The organism is Pseudodesulfovibrio sp. zrk46 (assembly GCF_012516435.1).
In the GTDB taxonomy this organism is placed as follows: domain Bacteria; phylum Desulfobacterota; class Desulfovibrionia; order Desulfovibrionales; family Desulfovibrionaceae; genus Pseudodesulfovibrio.
Genome location: NZ_CP051216.1, coordinates 1854643 through 1872375, shown reverse-complemented (window position 1 = coordinate 1872375; position 17733 = coordinate 1854643). Strand labels below are relative to the sequence as shown.

General features: G+C 57.5%; 15 protein-coding genes. 8 read left to right on the top strand and 7 right to left on the bottom strand.

Going from position 1 to position 17733, the window contains the following annotated elements; all coding sequences use genetic code 11:
- Positions 1–3: 3 nt before the first annotated feature.
- The 5 genes from HFN16_RS08515 to HFN16_RS08495 form a co-directional block, all read right to left on the bottom strand.
- A complete protein-coding gene (locus HFN16_RS08515; protein WP_168890351.1) occupies positions 4–555 on the bottom strand; it encodes a biotin transporter BioY in 552 nt (183 codons plus the stop codon).
- A gap of 9 nt (positions 556–564) precedes the next feature.
- Positions 565–1542 carry a biotin synthase BioB gene (bioB, locus tag HFN16_RS08510; RefSeq protein WP_210772248.1) on the bottom strand — a complete coding sequence of 326 codons (978 nt, stop codon included), beginning with the start codon at positions 1540–1542 and terminating at the stop codon, positions 565–567.
- A 306-nt stretch (positions 1543–1848) separates the two neighbouring features.
- The gene (rsmI, locus tag HFN16_RS08505) at positions 1849–2679 is read right to left on the bottom strand and encodes a 16S rRNA (cytidine(1402)-2'-O)-methyltransferase (RefSeq protein WP_168890350.1); all 831 of its coding nucleotides are present in this window, start codon (positions 2677–2679) and stop codon (positions 1849–1851) included.
- Between the two features lie 3 nt (positions 2680–2682).
- On the bottom strand, positions 2683–3081 hold the full coding sequence (locus tag HFN16_RS08500) for a YraN family protein (protein WP_168890349.1): 399 nt from the start codon (positions 3079–3081) through the stop codon (positions 2683–2685).
- 44 nt (positions 3082–3125) lie between these two features.
- Positions 3126–4247, bottom strand: a complete 1122-nt coding sequence (locus HFN16_RS08495; RefSeq protein WP_168890348.1) for an ABC transporter substrate-binding protein — start codon at positions 4245–4247, stop codon at positions 3126–3128.
- Between the two features lie 217 nt (positions 4248–4464).
- Here HFN16_RS08495 and HFN16_RS08490 point away from each other — a divergent pair, with 217 nt between their 5' ends.
- From HFN16_RS08490 to HFN16_RS08465, 6 genes are all read left to right on the top strand, one after another.
- Positions 4465–5568: a Gfo/Idh/MocA family oxidoreductase gene (locus HFN16_RS08490; RefSeq protein ID WP_168890347.1), complete on the top strand. Its 1104-nt coding sequence runs from the start codon at positions 4465–4467 to the stop codon at positions 5566–5568.
- Between the two features lie 45 nt (positions 5569–5613).
- On the top strand, positions 5614–6828 hold the full coding sequence (locus HFN16_RS08485; protein WP_168890346.1) for a glycosyltransferase: 1215 nt from the start codon (positions 5614–5616) through the stop codon (positions 6826–6828).
- A 9-nt stretch (positions 6829–6837) separates the two neighbouring features.
- The gene (locus HFN16_RS08480; protein ID WP_247648482.1) at positions 6838–8253 is read left to right on the top strand and encodes a glycosyltransferase family 9 protein; all 1416 of its coding nucleotides are present in this window, start codon (positions 6838–6840) and stop codon (positions 8251–8253) included.
- Positions 8254–8440: 187 nt separating this feature from the next.
- A complete protein-coding gene (locus HFN16_RS08475; protein ID WP_168890345.1) occupies positions 8441–10138 on the top strand; it encodes a flagellar hook-length control protein FliK in 1698 nt (565 codons plus the stop codon).
- A gap of 62 nt (positions 10139–10200) precedes the next feature.
- Positions 10201–10878, top strand: coding sequence for a flagellar hook assembly protein FlgD (locus HFN16_RS08470; protein ID WP_348771076.1), 678 nt, complete (start codon positions 10201–10203; stop codon positions 10876–10878).
- A 67-nt stretch (positions 10879–10945) separates the two neighbouring features.
- Positions 10946–12628, top strand: coding sequence for a flagellar hook protein FlgE (locus tag HFN16_RS08465; RefSeq protein ID WP_168890343.1), 1683 nt, complete (start codon positions 10946–10948; stop codon positions 12626–12628).
- A 372-nt stretch (positions 12629–13000) separates the two neighbouring features.
- Here the strand turns inward: HFN16_RS08465 and HFN16_RS08460 are convergent, their stop codons facing one another.
- Positions 13001–13411 carry a GNAT family N-acetyltransferase gene (locus tag HFN16_RS08460; protein ID WP_168890342.1) on the bottom strand — a complete coding sequence of 137 codons (411 nt, stop codon included), beginning with the start codon at positions 13409–13411 and terminating at the stop codon, positions 13001–13003.
- Between the two features lie 245 nt (positions 13412–13656).
- Here HFN16_RS08460 and HFN16_RS08455 point away from each other — a divergent pair, with 245 nt between their 5' ends.
- Positions 13657–14592: a flagellin gene (locus tag HFN16_RS08455; protein WP_168890341.1), complete on the top strand. Its 936-nt coding sequence runs from the start codon at positions 13657–13659 to the stop codon at positions 14590–14592.
- Positions 14593–14860: 268 nt separating this feature from the next.
- Here HFN16_RS08455 and rnc read toward each other — a convergent pair whose 3' ends face one another.
- A complete protein-coding gene (gene rnc / locus HFN16_RS08450; RefSeq protein WP_168890340.1) occupies positions 14861–15544 on the bottom strand; it encodes a ribonuclease III in 684 nt (227 codons plus the stop codon).
- Between the two features lie 17 nt (positions 15545–15561).
- Here rnc and HFN16_RS08445 point away from each other — a divergent pair, with 17 nt between their 5' ends.
- Positions 15562–17664, top strand: coding sequence for an acetate--CoA ligase (locus tag HFN16_RS08445; RefSeq protein ID WP_168890339.1), 2103 nt, complete (start codon positions 15562–15564; stop codon positions 17662–17664).
- The last annotated feature ends 69 nt before the right edge of the window (positions 17665–17733 follow it).

Genomic DNA, 17733 nt, shown 5'->3' with positions numbered 1-17733 from the left:
CTCCTACCTCTGCCCCGGCAACAGTCGATACTTTGCCAGATATCGGCTGCACATCAGGGCCAGTACGACCTTGCCCGCATCCCAGACGATGAACGGCACCACACCAACCAGTATGGCCTTTTCAAACGTCATGGACAGGGCAATCTTCAACCAGACCGCACCGATACCGTATACAGCAATAAGTGCGAGCGCGCCATAGGCAAGACCCTTGCGCCACGGGATAGTTGCAGACTCCCGCCGGGCATAGCCGCAAACATACGCGGACGCCGCAAACCCGAAGAGATAGCCGCCCGTAGGACCGAGCAAATGGCCAAGGCCGGACTTGCCGCCCGCGAACACGGGCAATCCGATGGTGCCTGCCAACAGATAGAGGCCCACGGCAATGGCGCCACGTTTGGGGCCGAGCACATATCCGGCAAGAAAGACGAAGAGCGGCTGCATGGAGACAGGCACTGGACCTACGGGCACGATCAGATACGCGCCCGCGCTGATGGTGGCTGCCATGAGCGAAGTCCAGACCAGCATATGCAGATCAGTGAGCGTATTACTCTTCATGACTCACTCCTATCCAAGAATTTCCGGAACCAGTTCGGCCTCGCGGATTTCGTCCAGATCAGCCAGCACGTCGCCGCCGCTGGTGGTCAGGTAGTCGCCCACCATCAGGCCGTTCATGCCCGAGGTCAGCAACTCCTTGCGCCGCTCCGCACCAAACACGGTGGGACGGCCGCCGCAAATACGCAAAGTCCGATCCGGCAGCAGGAACCGGTAAAGCGCCACGATCTTGAGCGCCTCTTCGGGCGACAGGACCGGCTGTTTCTCCAGCGGTGTACCTGCAATCGGATGCAGAAAATTCATGGGAACCGACGGCACGCCCAGTTCTTTGAGCAGCATGGCCAGCTCCACCCGGTCTGTCCAGGATTCACCAATGCCGAAGATACCGCCCGAGCAGACGTACAATCCGGCGTCCATTCCGGCTCGCACCGCCCGCACGTCCTCTTCATAGGCGTGCGTGGTACACATCTTCGGAAAGAACGAAGCCGAAGTTTCCAGATTGTGATGGTACCCTTTCAGGCCTTCTTTTTTCAACGCCTTTAGTTGCGAACGGTCCAGAATTCCCGGTGACAGGTCCGGCTTGATGCCCAGCTTGGCCAAGCCGCGCACGGCTTCGGTGAATCCCGCGAGGTCGTCCCTACCCACCAGTTTGCCGCTGGCCACCACGCCGAAGCGTGTCACGCCGTGGTTTTGCGCCTTTCTGCCCGCCTCCACGATATCTTCAATGGGCAGCAGCGGGTATTCCGGGCTTTCCGCTCCATGGTGGCCCGACTGGGCGCAGAACGAACAGTTCTCGGAGCAGGTGCCGGATTTGGCGTTGATGATCGCGCACAGACCCAGTTCCTGTTTGAAGTGGGTTTGGCGGATCGAATGGGCGCAGGCCGACAGTTCGCCGAGGCGATCGTCGGGAAGGTCTACGATGTACTGGATGTCGGATTCGGTAAGCGGTGTCCCGTTCAGGACCTTACCGTGTATGGATTTAAGGCTCATAATTTTGTTTGTGCCGCCGGCTTTGCCTAAGAGCCCTGCCGGGGGCCTCCTCGCCGGAGAGGCGTCTCCGACGGCTTAAGAACCCTTTGGGAAAAGGGTTCTTAAGAATCTCCTAAACCTTTTGTCGCTCGCTTCGCTCGAAGCAACACGTCATGCTAGGCGTTGTTTTATTTATATAATCAACTTTTGCGCCGACAGGCGCAGATGGGATTCCAAAGGCCCTCGGCCTTTGGCCGGGTGCAGGGCAGGCAGCCCTGCTCGTCCACTCTTCATCCGCCCGCATGGGCGGTTCTCCCATTACTCTAATTAAAGGTCCCGCATCAAAGCATACACTTCCTTGGCTGTCCAGCCGGACACGCGTTCGGCTACACGGCGCGCCACTTCCTTGGGCTTGCCGCCTGCCTCGCGTTCCTCTTCGAGGAGTCGCACCACAGCTTCCTCGGAAGCATCGCCATCCTCGCCGCCTGGCGCAATGATAACCGTCAATTCGCCACGCAATTCGAAATCGAAATCGTCCAGCTCAGACAAGGTTCCACGCAGAAATTCTTCGTAATCCTTGGTTAATTCACGGGCCACGCAGAACTCGCGGTCACCGAGCTGCTCAAAGGCAATGGAGAGCGTTCCCTTGAGACGAGACTTGCGCTCAAAGAAAACGAGGGTCGCGCCGGTGTCACGATGGGCAGAGAACATCTTCTCTGTCTGTGACTTCTTGCGCGGGGGAAAGCCGAGAAAAGTATAGGGAAGCGGCGGCAGCCCGGATGCGGACAACGCAACAACAGGGGCGCTGGGGCCGGGAACGGGTGAAACATCAAAACCTTCGTCGCGGCAGGCGCGAACCAAGGTGAAGCCGGGGTCGGACAGCAGTGGTGTTCCGGCATCGGAGATCAATGCCACCGACATGCCGTCTTCCAAAAATCCAAGCACCTTGGGCAGGCGTTTGTCCTCGTTGTGCTCAAAGAAAGACATGAGGCGCCCGTGCCGTTCCAGCTCAAGACGCTTGAACAGAAGCCCGGCCCGGCGCGTGTCCTCGGCCAGAATCACGTCTGCGTCCATGAGCACTTCTCGTGCGCGAGGGGACAGATCGCCGATGTTGCCCAACGGGGTGGCTACCACCCACAGTTTTCCGTAGTCACTCATATATTACCACCCGCCTGTATGGTCGGTGAGATCAAATGCATTTTCAGTGTGCTCCACATCCATGGACACACCAGTGTCGATGACCGCGGCCAGATCGAACCGGCACGGTTCATCCCACAGGTCATGTTTGCTCAGATACTGACTGGCCGCCTTGACCAGCCGCGCCTGCTTCTTGCGGTTCAGGGCATCGCCGGGTGTTCCCATGGAACCGGCCCTCCGCGTCTTCACTTCCACAAAGACCACGGTGTCTCCGTCACGGCAGATCAGATCCAGCTCCCACTGCCGGAACCGCCAGTTGCGCTCCAGCACGCGAAAGCCCTTCTGCTCCAAAAACCTCGCCGCAGCATCCTCACCGAGGTCGCCGCGCTGTTTGGTCGGGATGATCTTGGACAGAAACCGCATGAGAGGGGTGATAGCACAGGGGAGAGCGGCTTGCCAGAGCGTGATCAGCGTCTGGCCAACTGCCGAACCACGGCGTCGGGGCTGAAATCATACCTTTTCAAGCGAGGATTGTGCGTCCTGGTAAACTGCTTGAAATCAATACGTTTCCAATTGGTGTGGTTCAGGACAGGCAGATACGTTTCGAGATTGCTCCGATCCACCAGTTGCATGTGAAATTCCTGGGTTGTCCCTTGGGTAGAAAAATCCTTGCCGTGATAATGATCATATATCAATGCCAGCACCCAGGCGCCTTCCATAAAGTGACCGCCCACGGAGGCTTCCAGCGTTCCATTCCGGACAGCATCCAGTCCGGCGTGAGTCCAATCCAAGCCTCCGACGAGGGAGTCCTTGCCGGGCTCCAGCCCTGCTTCCTGCAATGCCTTTGCCGCGCCCAAGGCCAGGGCGTCACTGGCAGCCCAGTAGACTCGCGCCTTGTGGTGTCGCACCAGCAGACCGCACGTCTTCTTGTACGCAACGTCACTGTCCCAATCAGTCAGCACATATTGGGAAAGGTCTGCATCAGGCGCATCCTTTACGACCTGCTGAAACGCCTTGCCCCTATCCACGGAAGCCGCAGAATCACGGCCGCCACCAATGCCGATCACATGGAGCTCACCGCGCCCGATCTTCAACGCCCGGGCGCGGTCGAGAAGTTTTTGGGCGAGGAGTTTTCCTGCCTCTGCATCATCGGGGTGGAGATGACCAATCCAGTGTTCATATTTTTCTCTCGGATAGCCCACGACATCCCGCTCACTCGCCATGATCCCTGTATTCACCGTGAAGATGTTCACTCCTTTCCGCTCAGCCGCCTCCAGCAAATCACAGGAACTGGCTGCGAGATACACATGCACGAGATAATCAATCGCTCCGGGGTCGGCCATTGCCTTTCGGGCAACATTCACTGCGTCGATGCGATCCCCGGCGCATACAAGGGTCAGTTCAATGCCGAGACTGTCTGCAGCAGCATTCATGAAGTCGAGATATTCACTCCAAAAGGGATGCTTGTTGTCACATGTAGGAGACACCATGGTCACACGAATGGGCTCATCCGTTTCAGCCGCTAATACAGGCAACTGCCATGAACAGACCACAGCGCATACAATAGCAAAAACCAATACAAATCTCATGAACACCGCCAACAGTATCTATACAAAGAATGCAACAATTACAGAGAAATACACCAAAGCAGACCCATACCATTCCAGCCACTCTGAAGCAATAGCATTAAAACAATCGAGACTCCCCTTTTCACTGCTTTCACCTACCCAATGACGACTTGAGTGCGGCTTTCATTATTTCCACTCATCTCATTTATGTTGTACGAGGAGCCATGGAGGAATTCCCATGCTCAAATATGCGATGATCGGCGGCGGGCCCGGTGCGTTTGTCGGTGCAGTGCATCGGCGCGCCCTCATGCTCAATGGACAGGCAAAACTGGTGGCAGGATGTTTTTCCCGTGATCTGGAGAAAAGCCACGCCATCGGCGCAGAATTGGGATTGAATGAAGACCGGCTGTACGCCACTCCCGAAGAGATGGCCCGACTGGAAGCCGGCGATATCGACTTCGCCGTCGTTGTTACCTCCAACGAGGCGCACTACCCCAATGTCAAATCCTGCCTTGAGCACGGCATCCATGTCATGTGCGACAAGCCTTTTACTCACACCTCGGCGCAGGCCGCCGAGCTGGTGGAACTGGCCCGCTCCAAGGGGCTGACTCTGGGCGTGACGTATACCTACGCGGGCTACCCCATGGTGCGGCAGATGAAAGAGATGATCGCGCGCGGCGATATCGGCGAGATTAGGTTCATCAACTGCGAATACCCGCAGGGCTGGCTGGCCGAGATGCTGGAGGCAACGGGCCATATCCAAGCCTCGTGGCGAGCTGATCCAGCCCGCAGCGGCGGCGTTCTGTCGCTGGGCGACGTGGGCACCCATGTGGAGTACCTCGTGCCGCATGTCACCGGACTGAAACTCACCCGCCTGGCCGCCCGCCTCGACACCCTCGTGCCGGGCCGTCAACTGGACGACAACGGCACCATCCTCACGGAATACGACTCCGGCGCGCGCGGCATGTACTGGTACTCACAGGCCGCCACCGGCATGGTCAACGGCCTCACCCTGCGCATCTTCGGTTCCGAAGGCGGGCTGGAGTGGCATCAGGAAGACCCGGACCACCTGCGCCACATGCCGCTGGGCCAACCCGCCCGGACGATCGTGCGCGGCACCCCGGACCTGACCCCCGGCGCGCAGGCATTCTCCCACACGCCCCCCGGCCACCCCGAAGGCTGGCTCCTCGCCTTTGCCAACATCTACACCAATTTCTGCAACACCATCGCCCACGGCGCAGCGCCGGATTTCCCCACTGGCGAAGATGGCCTGCGGGGCGTGCAGTTCATCGAGACCTGTCTGGAGAGTTCCCGCAACGACACGACGTGGATACAGTTGTAACCACCCTATGGACAAATCCCCACCCGACCGATAGAGACACATACAATGCAGTCCACACTCACTACATGGCCCAAATTCCGAGAAGAAAAGCCGCGCATCCTCCTCCTCACCAGCCAGTATTTCCTTATTGGAGAGCTGGAGGCGGCCTGCCGACGCCTTGATATCGAACACCTGCTCATGGATTTCGGTACTCGTGAGATGGACCTCGACACCTTTGTGTCCAAGATGGTCTCCACCCTGACCTCGTTCAAACCGGACTTCGTGCTCACCGTGAATCATCTGGGCGTGGACCGGGAAGGTGTGCTCACCACCCTGCTGGACAAGTTCGACGTACCGCTGGCCTCGTGGTTCGTGGACAATCCCCATCTCATCCTCGGCGCGTATCAGAATCTGCATGATGCCCGCTCCGCCATCTTCACATGGGATGTGGACAACATCGAATCCCTGAAAGAGATGGGCTTCGACAACGTATTTCATCTGCCGCTGGCCGCCGACCCAACTCGGCTGGTCCCCAACAGGGCCGAGCCTGTGGAAGCGTGGCGCGCCCCCATCTCGTTCGTGGGCAACTCCATGCTCACCAAGACCATCAGGCGCATCGAGGCAGCCATGCCATCACAACGACTGGTAGAATCCGGTATCATGGTGGCCAAGGCATTCGGCGAATCGGAAGAACGATGCTCCGGTCGTTTCCTGAAAAAGAATTTCCCGGAACTGCGCGACGATTTTGAAGCGCTGGGAACACCCGAACGCAAGCAGGCGTTCGAGACGTTTCTGACATGGCAGGCCACCCTCATGTACCGGCTGGATTGCGTCCTGCGCATTCTGGATTTCGATGCCCTTATCGTGGGCGACCCGGGCTGGCATGAACTGCTCCAAGGTCGCGAAGGATGGCGGTATCACTCCGAGCTGTCCTATTATGAAGATCTGCCCGACTTTTATCCCCTCAGTGACATCAACTTCAACTGCACCAGCCAGCAGATGAAGGGTGCTGTAAACCAGCGCGTGTTCGACGTTCCCTGCTGCGGTGCGTTCCTGCTCACGGATTATCGCCGACAGATGGAAGACCTCTTCGAGCCGGGGCGCGAGATCGTGTTCTACAATCACCCGGACGAAATCCCCGGGCTGGTGGACATCTACCTCAATGCTCCTGACAAGCGGCAACGCATTGCCGAGGCCGCCCGCACGCGCATCCTTGCCGAACACACCTACGACCATCGCATGGCTTCACTTTTGGAAAACATGCGCCAGACCTTTGCCTAGGAGCATGCGGTGAACAAGAAACCGATCCTCGTGCTGCAAATGCAAAGGATGGGCGATCTCATCCTGTCCTATCCGCTGGCGCTGTGGCTCTCCCGGAAATACCCGGGACACCCCATCTTCGTAGCGGCAGAGAAAATGTTCTATGAGCCGCTCATGCGCGTCTCGCCAGCCGTGACCTATTTCCCGTGGACCGGCACCCACGTGCTCAAGCAGCACGACTACGAGCTGGTCATCAACCTGAGCATTCAGGAAAAAGCAGCCCGTCTGGCCGACGAGGTCAAGGCAGACCACAAGATCGGCCCGGTGCAATCCGAGGACGGCAGCTATTTCGTGCATGGTCAGTGGCAGCTCTACCGAACCTCGCTGGTCAAAAACAATCTCTACAACCGCTACCACTGGGCCGAGCTCAACGCGATGGACGTCATCACCTTCGAGGAGATGGCCAGGACCCGCTTCAATGAACCGCGCACCCATAAAGCCGACAAGAAGAGCGTCGGCCTGTTCATCGGTGCCAGCGAAGCAGCCAAGCGCCCCACCCCGAAGTTCTGGGCAGAGCTCATTCGCCATCTGTTGCAGCGCGGCATGCACCCGGTCATTTTCGGCGGCCCTGCCGAGGTAGAAATGGGCGACGAGGTAGTACGACTGGCCAATGCTCCGGTTCTCAACCAGTGCGGCAAGCTCGGTTTGGACGAGATGGCAGCCATCGGGCAAACCTTAAGTCTGTTCATCACCCCGGACACCGGCCCCATGCACCTGGCAGCCTGGACAGGGCTTCGATGCCTCAATCTTTCCATGGGCAACGTCAATCCGTGGGAGACCGGCCCCTTCATGCCCAACCACTATGTGCTTCGTGCCGACATGGAATGCGCCAAGGGATGCTGGCAGTGCACCCGTTCACGGCTCCATTGTCACGATCCTTTCGATCCCAAGCGCATCGCTGTGCTCGCCAGTCGCATCATCGCCGGAGACGATCGTAACAAGCTCGCCAAAATGCGGTTACCCGGTCTGTCCTTTCACCTCACAGGCAAGAAGAGCGGCCTCTATCATCTGCACCGGCTGGACTCCGAACCAGTGGACAACGAGCGATATGCCTCACGATTCTGGCAGGATTTCTTTGCCTATCGTTTCTCCTTGTTCAATGCATTTGACGAGACAAGAGTGCGCGGGCTCTGGCAGGAATTGACCGACAACAGCCCGGCTTTGGCCGACGAGTTGCTCGCTCATCTGCCGAAGATAGGACGCCAGTTCACCCACGGACTCAAGACCGGTTCCCTGAGAGACGACACCTTCTGGGCGGACAGCCCTGCCATTGCCAAACCCTTCACCGGGTTCGTGCACATGGGTCTACAGAATGGCAATTACGATCGCGCGGCATGGAAGCTTGCCATGACGCATCTCGAAGCCCTGATCGGCTGCTGCCGATAGTCAGTATAAGAATAAGAGGATGGAGGTCGCAGGCCGACCTCCTGCCCTGACTTTCGTCCCTCACAAAAACCAGCCCACCGCCGAAAGCGGCGTTTTTTTCCCACCGAGCCACCCCATAAGTTGCTGTAATTTAGCTGTTTCCTTTTTGGCACGCCTTTTGATTGAAAAGGCACCGAAGGAGAAAACCATGCAGAATATTCCCGGCATCGCATTGGAGACAGCTACCGAACAATACAAGGCAGGAAAATTTTCCAGTGCCAAGAGCAGCGAACAGCAGACGCTGTTCAATGAATTGTTCGACCAGCATTCCACCCGCATGGAGAACGAGCTTGCCCTGAAGCCCGTCTCTACTGAGGACCAAATGCTTGAGAGCGCTCCCGAAATCGCTACCGAGACGGAAGCCCCGGTCAACGCCGCCAACACCAAGGCTCCCGTCAAGGAAGACCCACAGCATGCTGTTGAGCGTGACCGCGACCAGAAGATGACGCAGGAAGACCTCGATCAGGTCAGGGACGACCTCGAGGAATATGGCATGAGCGAAGCGGAGATTGCCGAGATCGAAGAGAAGGTCAACAGTGAAGAAGGCATGACGTGGGGCGAATTCGTTTCCACCGTGGCTCACAAGATGAAGGAGCTTCGCAAGGTTGATCTGACCGACGAGCAAAAGGAAAATCTCAACACCTTCTTCTCCAAGTTCGGCTTCAACGAAAAGGAATCCGCCAAGCTGATCAAGCAGCTGGAACAGGGCGACACCGCCAGCGTGATGGAAGCCTTGCAGGCGAAGATCGATCAGATGCCGGACACCAAGAATCTGCTGTTCTCCAAGGAAGAGCTGGAAGCCTTTTCCGCAGCCATGAATTTCTCCAAGGAGTTCACCTCCAAGATCAAGGAAGCCTTTGGCCAGAACATGATGGCCAAGGAAGTGAAGGAAGCCTTCACCATGATCCGTCAGGAAATGGCTGATCTTGATCAGAAGGACGTGAACCTGGTTCGCTCCATCGGCAAGGCCTTTGTCGCCGCCATGAAGGAGAACCACAAGGAGACCACCGCAGCCAAGGATCTGAACGAGCAGGTGGACCTCAAGCCTCGCGTGGCTGAGGATGGCCCCAAGGTCGCCACCAAGGAAGACCTCAAGGAAGCGGTAGAGAAGCGCAGGGACACTCAGGCCGACACCAATGTCCGCACCAAGACTGAGCAGAAGTCCATGCCCGAGCAGACCAAGCAGGAAGTGATGGATCAGGACGCCGGACAGAGTGAATCCGACGAAACCTGGAACAACTTCTTTGGCAAGCTTCAGGAAAACTCCACCCACAAGCCTGCGGCCAACTTCACAGGCAAGACCGAGGGTATCGAGTCCATGCTCAAGACCGGCCTGGCCGAAGCCAACGCCAACACCCAGTCCAAGACCCAGGCGTGGGAAAAGATTTCCGCCCCCAAGGTCATGCGTCAGGTGGAAAACGGCTTCATCAAGACCCTTGAAAATGGTGCCAAGCAGCTCACCCTGCAACTCACTCCGGAAAATCTCGGCAAGCTGAATGTCATGCTGCAGGTCAACGGCAAGGAAGTCAGCGCCACCATCCGGGCAGAGAATGCAGACGCCGCCAGAGTCATCATGGAGAACATTGATGTTCTTAAGAGTTCTTTAGAAAACCAAGGCTTAAAGGTCGATAAGCTGGAAGTCCAGACAGGGCTCGCAAGTGACCAGAGTTTCGATAACTGGTTCGGATCCAATGAACACAACCTCGCCCGCGATCGCGAAGCCATGGTCGCAATGCGCAACCACATGAAGCAAATGCGTGAAGAAAGCTCAAGCTTGGCTCAAGAAATGCAAAACGTACATAGGCAGGCAAATCATGCCGACCAAGGGTTACACGTTATTGCATAGCGAGGTCTATCATGGGTTACGTAGACAGCACTGGACAAATCTTGGGAGCACAGGAGTCGCGAATGGCGGCATCCAATACTCCCGAGCACAAGACACAAATGGACAGGGATGATTTCCTGACCATCCTGGTGGCACAGCTTACCCACCAGGATCCGCTCAGCCCGATGGAGGACACCGACATGACCTCCCAGCTGGCGGAATTCTCAAGCCTTGAGCAGCTGACCAACATCAACGAAGGCATCAACGATCTGGGCACCAACATGCAGCAGACCGACATGCTCTCCGCCGTCAGCTTCATCGGCAAGGAAGTCAAGGCCGAAGGTTACAAGATCAGTGTAAACGAAGGCAACGCAACCAGCATCTACTACGGCTTTGGCGAGCCCGTCTCGAAGATCATGATGAACATCTACGACGACGAAGGCGCCATCATCCGTTCAATCGATCTGGGCAGCAAGCAGGCCGGTTCCTACCAGTACGAATGGGACGGCAAGAACGAAGGCGGCCAGACTGTACCTGACGGTCAGTACGGCATCGGCATCCTGGGTACGGATGTGGACGGTAAGCCCGTCATGGTCCAGACAGAAATTTCCGGTACTGTTGACGCAGTGGTCAACGAAAGCGGCACACAGTACCTGCGCCTCAAGGATGGACGATTCCTGAGCTTCCTGAACGTCAAGGAAATCGTTGACCCGGGCACCGCCCCGGTCACCGACTCCGAGACCACCACGGAAACGGAATAGTCAACAGGCACAATACCGACCGGGGAAGAATGGCCCCGGACTCTTGGAGAAGAGATAGGAGGTTATCATGGGTTTAGGTTCATCACTGTATTCGGGCATCACCGGTTTGACGGTGCACTCCGAACGAATGACGGTCATCGGCAACAACCTTGCCAACGTCAACACCACAGGCTTCAAAGGCTCTCGAATGCACTTCGAGGACCTGTTGAGCCAAGATTTTGCAACAGTCAACGGTATCGGCCAGGTGGGTCGCGGCGTGCGCGTCTCGTCCATCTACTCCGACTACGGCCAGGGGTCCTTCGAGTCCTCCACCGAGTCCACGGATATGGCCATCTCCGGTAACGGGTTCTTCACCGTCTCGCCCAAGGGACAGGAAGACAAGTTCTACACCCGCGCCGGCAACTTCCGTTTCGACGACGACGGTTATCTGGTAGATCCGCACGGATACGTGGTTCAGGGTTGGGAAGTGGAGCAGTCCACCACCACCGTTTCCACCACGTCCTCGTCCACCAACACCAGCTCCGACACCACACGTATCATCGGCACGCCCACGGACATCCGCCTGGAGAACTTCCAGTCGCCGCCCAAGGCAACCAGTACCGTTGAGATGGTGACCAACCTCGATCCCGACGCATCGGACAACTCTACCAGTTCCACCAACCCCTACTTCGCCATGTTCCAGAACTGGGACGGCACCGCGGACACCCCACTCCCGTCCACCTCATACGCATATGCCACCACCCTGAAGGTATATGACGACATCGGTACCGCGCACAACGTGACCGCCTATTTTGATCCGGTCACCTTGTCCAACGCGGGTGGCGACACCGTATGGGAATACATGATCACTGTTGACCCCACTGCTGACAAGCGCACCCTCTCCGGTGCGGACGGCAACCTGACCGCCATCGGCCAGGGCCAGACCTCGGCAGCCGGCGTCCTCATGATCGGCACCATGACTTTTACCACTGGTACCCTGTCGGGCATGAGCGCCTACACGCTCAAGTCCAATGGTGGCTCCCTCGGTCCCAAGAGCCTTTCCAACTGGGATCTGGCCGACTTCTCCACCTCGGGCTATCCGGTATTTACCGCCAACTTCCTGGGCAAGTCCAACGCCAGTACCGCTGAGTCGACGAACGCGACTCCTCTGCAGCTGAACTTCGGCCTGTCCAACAAGGATCTGTCCAGTAACGGCAGTGGCGCAGTGACCAAGGGCTGGTCTTCACAGCTCGGCACCCTGCCCACCTTCGCCAACGCAGCTCAGATGTCTTACGTCAGTAACACTGGTTGGCTGCCCAACTTCAAGGACCCCTCTGTCAGCGCCCTGTCCACTCAGAGCTTCGACACCGGCGGCTCCTCCACCCTGTTCCAGAGCCAGGACGGCTACTCCGCAGGTATCCTGCAGAACATCTCCGTCTCCCGCGATGGTATCCTGACCGGTAACTATTCCAACGGACAGGTCCTCGAGCTCTACTCCATTACCTTGGCAACCTTTACCAACCAGCACGGCCTGCGTCGTGACGGCGGTAATCTCTTCACGGAAACCAATGAATCCGGCCCGGCACTGACCGGTCAGGCAGGCTCTTCTGGCAAGGGAACCATTGACGGCAACTCACTGGAAATGTCCAACGTCGACATGGCCACCGAGTTCGTCCGAATGATCACCACCCAGCGCGGTTTCCAGGCAAACACCAAGGTAATCACAACCACGGACTCCATGCTCGGCGAAGTTATCGCCATGAAGCGTTAGTCAAATAACCCAAGGTCTTAAGTGTAACCCATACTGATAAGACTCCTTCTCCAGTCCCGAGTCTGACCCGCCCGGGACATCGAAAACCAGACGGCCCGCTCTTACGAGCGGGCCGTTCTGGTTTTGCATGGTGCGCCGGCTTGCGATAGCGGCGCATCTGCTGCGTTGACGGGCGCGATTCAATCCTCACCGTAGCGTTGCTACGCCTCCGGGTGAATCGTGCCCGTCGCCTTGCAGCTGCACCACTCTCACAAGCCTCACGTGGTCGGGGATAAGAATATCTTGCTTGGGGCGGTGGGCGTTAACCCGGTGTTGGGTGCTGCGCACCCAAGGCCCTCAGGGTGTTTTTTTGGGGAAGGGCTATCGCAAAAATCAGTAGTCCGTGTCGTATTCGCGGCGGTACATGGGGGTTCGGGTTTTGTTGCCTTTGAAGCCGTAACGTTCGTAGAAGCCGCATTTCTCATCGAAGGAGATGAGAACTTTGCGCAGGACGTGTTTGTAACGCTCTACCAACCGTTCCATGATGCCGTGGCCGATCCCCTGACCGTGGTAGTCGGGGTGCACCAGCAGGTAGGACAGATAGGCCACCAGATGGCCGTCAGACAGGACTGCAGCCAATCCTACGAGTCTGTCCTTGTCCCAGGCTGAAATGACCAAGTCGGAGCCCTCCATGGCCTTGGCGATGGTTTCGGGGAAGTCGCCGGACTTCCACCCCTGGGCCTGATAGAGCGCGCCCAGTGCTGCCGCATCAATGCTCTTGGTGTCTTTATATTGAATAGTCATCAGCGTAGCTCTCCTTGCCTTTCTTTACCTTTTATCAGCCATTTTCAAACAGGCATTTTTTGCTGCCAAGCTGCCAAACCCTTGACAATCGGCACTTTCTGCCCCCTTCGCCCCCCGGTAAATATGGCCTTTCTAGACTTTATTTAGATGGATACAGGCTTAATATTACTTAATAAAACATTGTTGGCACACATGCTGCTTAAGAAAGCGCAAATGGATTTGACGATCGAACAAGGAGGGTTCAGATGTCTTTAGTCATTAACCACAACCTCATGGCGATGAACGCCCAGAGAAACCTGACTGACCACTATGGTCGTCTGGGTGTCTCGACCAGGCGTTTGTCTTCCGGTCTGCGTGTCGGCACGGCTGCTGATGACGCTGCCGGATTGGCGATTCGCGAACTCATGCGTTCGGAAATCAGCTCTCTGCACCAGGGCATCCGAAACGCATCCGATGCGATCTCCCTGATTCAGACCGCTGACGGCGCGCTGCAGGTTATCGATGAAAAGCTCATTCGCATGAAGGAACTTGCGATGCAGGCTTCCACCGGTACCTACAACTCCGACCAGCGTCTGATCATTGACTCCGAGTACCAGGCTATGTCCTCGGAAATCAATCGTATCGCGACTGCCACCGACTTCAACGGAATTTACCTCCTGAATGGTAACCTTTCCGGTGACCTCGGCTCTGCGACCAACCCGCACAATGGTCGCGGCATTTCGTCCACTGGCCCGCTGAAGATTCACTTCGGTACCGGTAACGACTCTGCCGAGGATTACTACTACATTGCCATTCAGGGATCGACTGCATCCGCATTCGGCCTCGGTCACGCTGCTGCCGCCAAGTCCGGTAGCACCACCGAGGAGATCAATGCGGGTAAGGCGATCTCCACCCAGGCGCTGGCGCAGGCTGCCATGGCGGCGATTAACAACGCCATTATCTCCAAGGATAAGATCCGCGCTAACCTTGGTTCCATGCAGAACCGACTGGAAAACACCATCACCAACCTGGAAATCCAGTCCGAGAACCTGCAGGCTGCAGAATCCCGTATTTCTGACGTCGACGTGGCGACTGAAATGACGGAATTCGTCCGCAACCAGATCCTCACCCAGTCCGCTGTTGCCATGCTGGCACAGGCCAACTCTCTGCCGAGAATGGCCATGCAGCTCATCGGCGGCTAGTCGTAAGACACATCATACGACTGAAGACAATCGGAATCCCGCTCGGGGGCACACACCCCCGAGCTCGATTCCGGTTGTTTCCTGTTGCGGATATTGGCCCGATTGCTTCGTTGCTGCGCAACATGCTGCCCCTTGCGTACTGGCGTACGCGGCGGCCCATCATGTTGCTTGCGCCTCGCACTCGAACCAATCTCCACAACAGGAAAAACTCCCCGGACGCTTTCGCAGCCGGGGAGTTTCTTTTTGGTTCCGGTGTAGTCTTTGTCAGCTACATATCAAACAGATAATCCAATGCCCTCATGGCAGAGTCCTGTTCAGCGCGTTTCACGCTGGAGCCGCTGCCGCGAAAAACTTCGCCGGTAGGCAGGGTGGCGTCCACGTCGAAGACTTTTTCGTGTTCCGGGCCACTGGTCCCGACAAGGGCATAAATGGGACGGTCCTTGAAACGGTCCTGCGAGACTTCCTGTAATCGACTTTTATAGTCTTTTGTTTCCGGCACCTTGGCCTGCTCAGGCCATTTGTCACGGAAGACATGCAGTATGGTCTGCTTGGCGGCTTCGAACCCCCCGTCGAGGAAAACCGCGCCCAGCACGGCCTCGAAAGCATCGGCCAGCAGCGCGTCGCGTTCACGGCCGCCCTGCAATTCTTCACCCTTGCCGAGCAGAATATACTTGTTTAATTTCATTTCCCGAGCCAAGGTTGCTAAGCTCTTTTCCTTAACCAACTGGGATCTGATCCGTGTCAGCTGCCCCTCGGGCGCTTCCGGAAAGCGTTTAAAGCCTTCTTCGGAAATACACAGCTCCAATACGGCATCGCCCAGGAACTCAAGACGCTCGTTGTCGTCATTGCACTCCTGTTCGTTGGCGTAAGAACTATGCGTCAGCGCGGTGGTGAGAAGCTTGACTTGGTCAAACCTATGGTGAATACAATCCTGAAGGTCACCTGTATCCATTCAACCTCCTGCGGTCTATGCAATCAAACGCGAAACTAAAGCACCTTTTCAATCCCGACTCCATTGCCGTTGTCGGTGCATCGAGACATCCGGGTAAACTCGGCCATGTCATCATGTCCAACATTCTGCGCGCAGGGTACAAGGGGAAATTGTTTCCCGTCAATCCCGCAGGCGGTGAAATCCTCGGACTGGAAGTATCCACCTCCACCGACAATCTGCCAGTACCGCCGGACCTCGGCATCATCACGTTGCCACGCGAGAAAGTTCTGACCGCCATGGAAGATCTGGCAGCGGCCAATGTCTCGGCCATCTGCGTCATCACCGCGGGCTTCCGTGAGACCGGTCGCGACGGCTTTGAGCTGGAAATGGCCATGGCCGATCTCGCTCGCCGAAAGGGCATCACGCTCCTCGGCCCCAACTCTCTTGGCCTCGTTAATACCGAGAACGGTCTGGACGCCACCATTGCGCAGGCATCTCCCGCCAAGGGCTCCATCGCATTTTTTTCCCAGTCCGGCGCACTCTGTTCCGCCATTCTGGATTGGGCCGACGGCGAGAACATCGGTTTCTCCAAGTTCGTGAGCCTCGGCAACAAGGCGGGCCTGTCCGAGGCCGACGTCCTCGAAGCGTTGGGCGACGATCCCGAGACCAAGGTCATCATCGGCTACCTCGAAAGTGTGGACGATGGCGAAAAATTTCTCCGCAAGGCCCGACTGGTGACCGAAAAGAAACCGGTCATCATGATTAAGGCGGGTACCACCCAGTCCGGCGCACGCGCCACGTCGAGCCATACCGGCTCCATGGCTGGCTCCGTGGTGGCCTCCACCGCTGCCCTGCGACAGGCAGGCATCATTCAGGTTCACGATCTGGAAGCACTGTTCGACCTTGCCCGCGCCTTTGCCACCCAGCCCCTGCCCGAAGGCCCGAATCTGACCGTTGTCACCAACTCCGGTGGTCCCGGCATTCTGGCTGCCGATGCCTGTGAAGGCGCAGGATTGCATCTGGCCCGTCCGGCGCAGAAGACCTTGGACATCCTGTCCGAAGCCCTGCCGCCCTTTGCCGCCATATACAATCCCATCGACATCATCGGCGATGCCAAGGCAGACCGCTACCGCGTCACTCTCGAGGCAGTGGCAACCGACGAATTTACCAACGCCATCATGGTGTTGCTGACGCCCACGGCATCGGCTGAGATCGAAGAGACCGCCCAGGCCGTCATCGAAGTGGCCAAGGATTGCGACAAGCCGATCTTCGCCTGCTTCATGGGCGATGAGCGAATCGGCCCCGGCCGCGACATGCTGCTGGCCGCAGGCATTCCCTGCTACGGTTATCCCGAGCCCGCCATCCGCGCCATCTCGGCCATGCACGCCCAGTACAGCTGGCGCCATCGCCCCTTCCCAGTGGAAGTGTGTTTCCGCCGTGACAAGGGCAAGGCCGAACGTCTCATCCGCAAGTCTCGCAAGATCGGGCTCAAGGAGCTTCCCTTTGCCGACGCCATGGACATGGCCATGGCCTACGAGCTGCCCATCCCGGAGACACGCCTTGTTCGTACCAGTGATCAGGCAGTGCGCGCAGCCAAGAAGCTCGGCTACCCCGTGGCGCTCAAGATCGTTTCGCCCCACATCGCCAATCGCAGCGACGTGGACGGCGTGGCCCTCGACCTGCACACCCCGCGTGAAGTGCGTGACGCATGGCTCGATATCACCACCCGCACCCAGCGCAAACGCCCCGACGCGTATCTCGCCGGTTGTCTTGTCCAGACCATGGGCCCGACCAAGGCACGTGAAGTGGTGGTCAAGTTCACGCAGGATCCGCAGTTCGGTCCCCTCATCTCTTTCTCGCTGGCAGGGCCGTCCGCCGAAGTGCTCAAGGACATCAGTTACCGCCTCGCGCCGCTGACCCTGCAAGACGCGCAGGACATCGTGCGCGAGATCAAATCTTTCCCGCTGTTGCGCGGTGCGCGCGGCGAAGACCCGGTGGATTTAGCAGCCATCGAAGATATTTTATTGTCCATGTCACAGATGGCATCGGACTTCCCGGACATTCAGGAGGCGGAGCTCAATCCGATCCTGGTAAACGCCGAAGGCGCATTGGTCACCGACCTTCGCTTGACCATAGGCTGATTTTTTCGCAATGTTATACAGTTGGGTAGCGCAGACATATCCGACGCTTCATACTCAGGAGGAACATAG

What these genes read in the sequence shown, in the direction of transcription:
- HFN16_RS08515 (WP_168890351.1), bottom strand. Translation starts at nt 555, where the DNA reads ATGAAGAGTAATACGCTCACTGATCTGCATATGCTGGTCTGGACTTCG.
- bioB (WP_210772248.1), bottom strand. Translation starts at nt 1,542, where the DNA reads ATGAGCCTTAAATCCATACACGGTAAGGTCCTGAACGGGACACCGCTT.
- rsmI (WP_168890350.1), bottom strand. Translation starts at nt 2,679, where the DNA reads ATGAGTGACTACGGAAAACTGTGGGTGGTAGCCACCCCGTTGGGCAAC.
- HFN16_RS08500 (WP_168890349.1), bottom strand. Translation starts at nt 3,081, where the DNA reads ATGCGGTTTCTGTCCAAGATCATCCCGACCAAACAGCGCGGCGACCTC.
- HFN16_RS08495 (WP_168890348.1), bottom strand. Translation starts at nt 4,247, where the DNA reads ATGAGATTTGTATTGGTTTTTGCTATTGTATGCGCTGTGGTCTGTTCA.
- HFN16_RS08490 (WP_168890347.1), top strand. Translation starts at nt 4,465, where the DNA reads ATGCTCAAATATGCGATGATCGGCGGCGGGCCCGGTGCGTTTGTCGGT.
- HFN16_RS08485 (WP_168890346.1), top strand. Translation starts at nt 5,614, where the DNA reads ATGCAGTCCACACTCACTACATGGCCCAAATTCCGAGAAGAAAAGCCG.
- HFN16_RS08475 (WP_168890345.1), top strand. Translation starts at nt 8,441, where the DNA reads ATGCAGAATATTCCCGGCATCGCATTGGAGACAGCTACCGAACAATAC.
- HFN16_RS08470 (WP_348771076.1), top strand. Translation starts at nt 10,201, where the DNA reads ATGGCGGCATCCAATACTCCCGAGCACAAGACACAAATGGACAGGGAT.
- HFN16_RS08465 (WP_168890343.1), top strand. Translation starts at nt 10,946, where the DNA reads ATGGGTTTAGGTTCATCACTGTATTCGGGCATCACCGGTTTGACGGTG.
- HFN16_RS08460 (WP_168890342.1), bottom strand. Translation starts at nt 13,411, where the DNA reads ATGACTATTCAATATAAAGACACCAAGAGCATTGATGCGGCAGCACTG.
- HFN16_RS08455 (WP_168890341.1), top strand. Translation starts at nt 13,657, where the DNA reads ATGTCTTTAGTCATTAACCACAACCTCATGGCGATGAACGCCCAGAGA.
- rnc (WP_168890340.1), bottom strand. Translation starts at nt 15,544, where the DNA reads ATGGATACAGGTGACCTTCAGGATTGTATTCACCATAGGTTTGACCAA.
- HFN16_RS08445 (WP_168890339.1), top strand. Translation starts at nt 15,562, where the DNA reads ATGCAATCAAACGCGAAACTAAAGCACCTTTTCAATCCCGACTCCATT.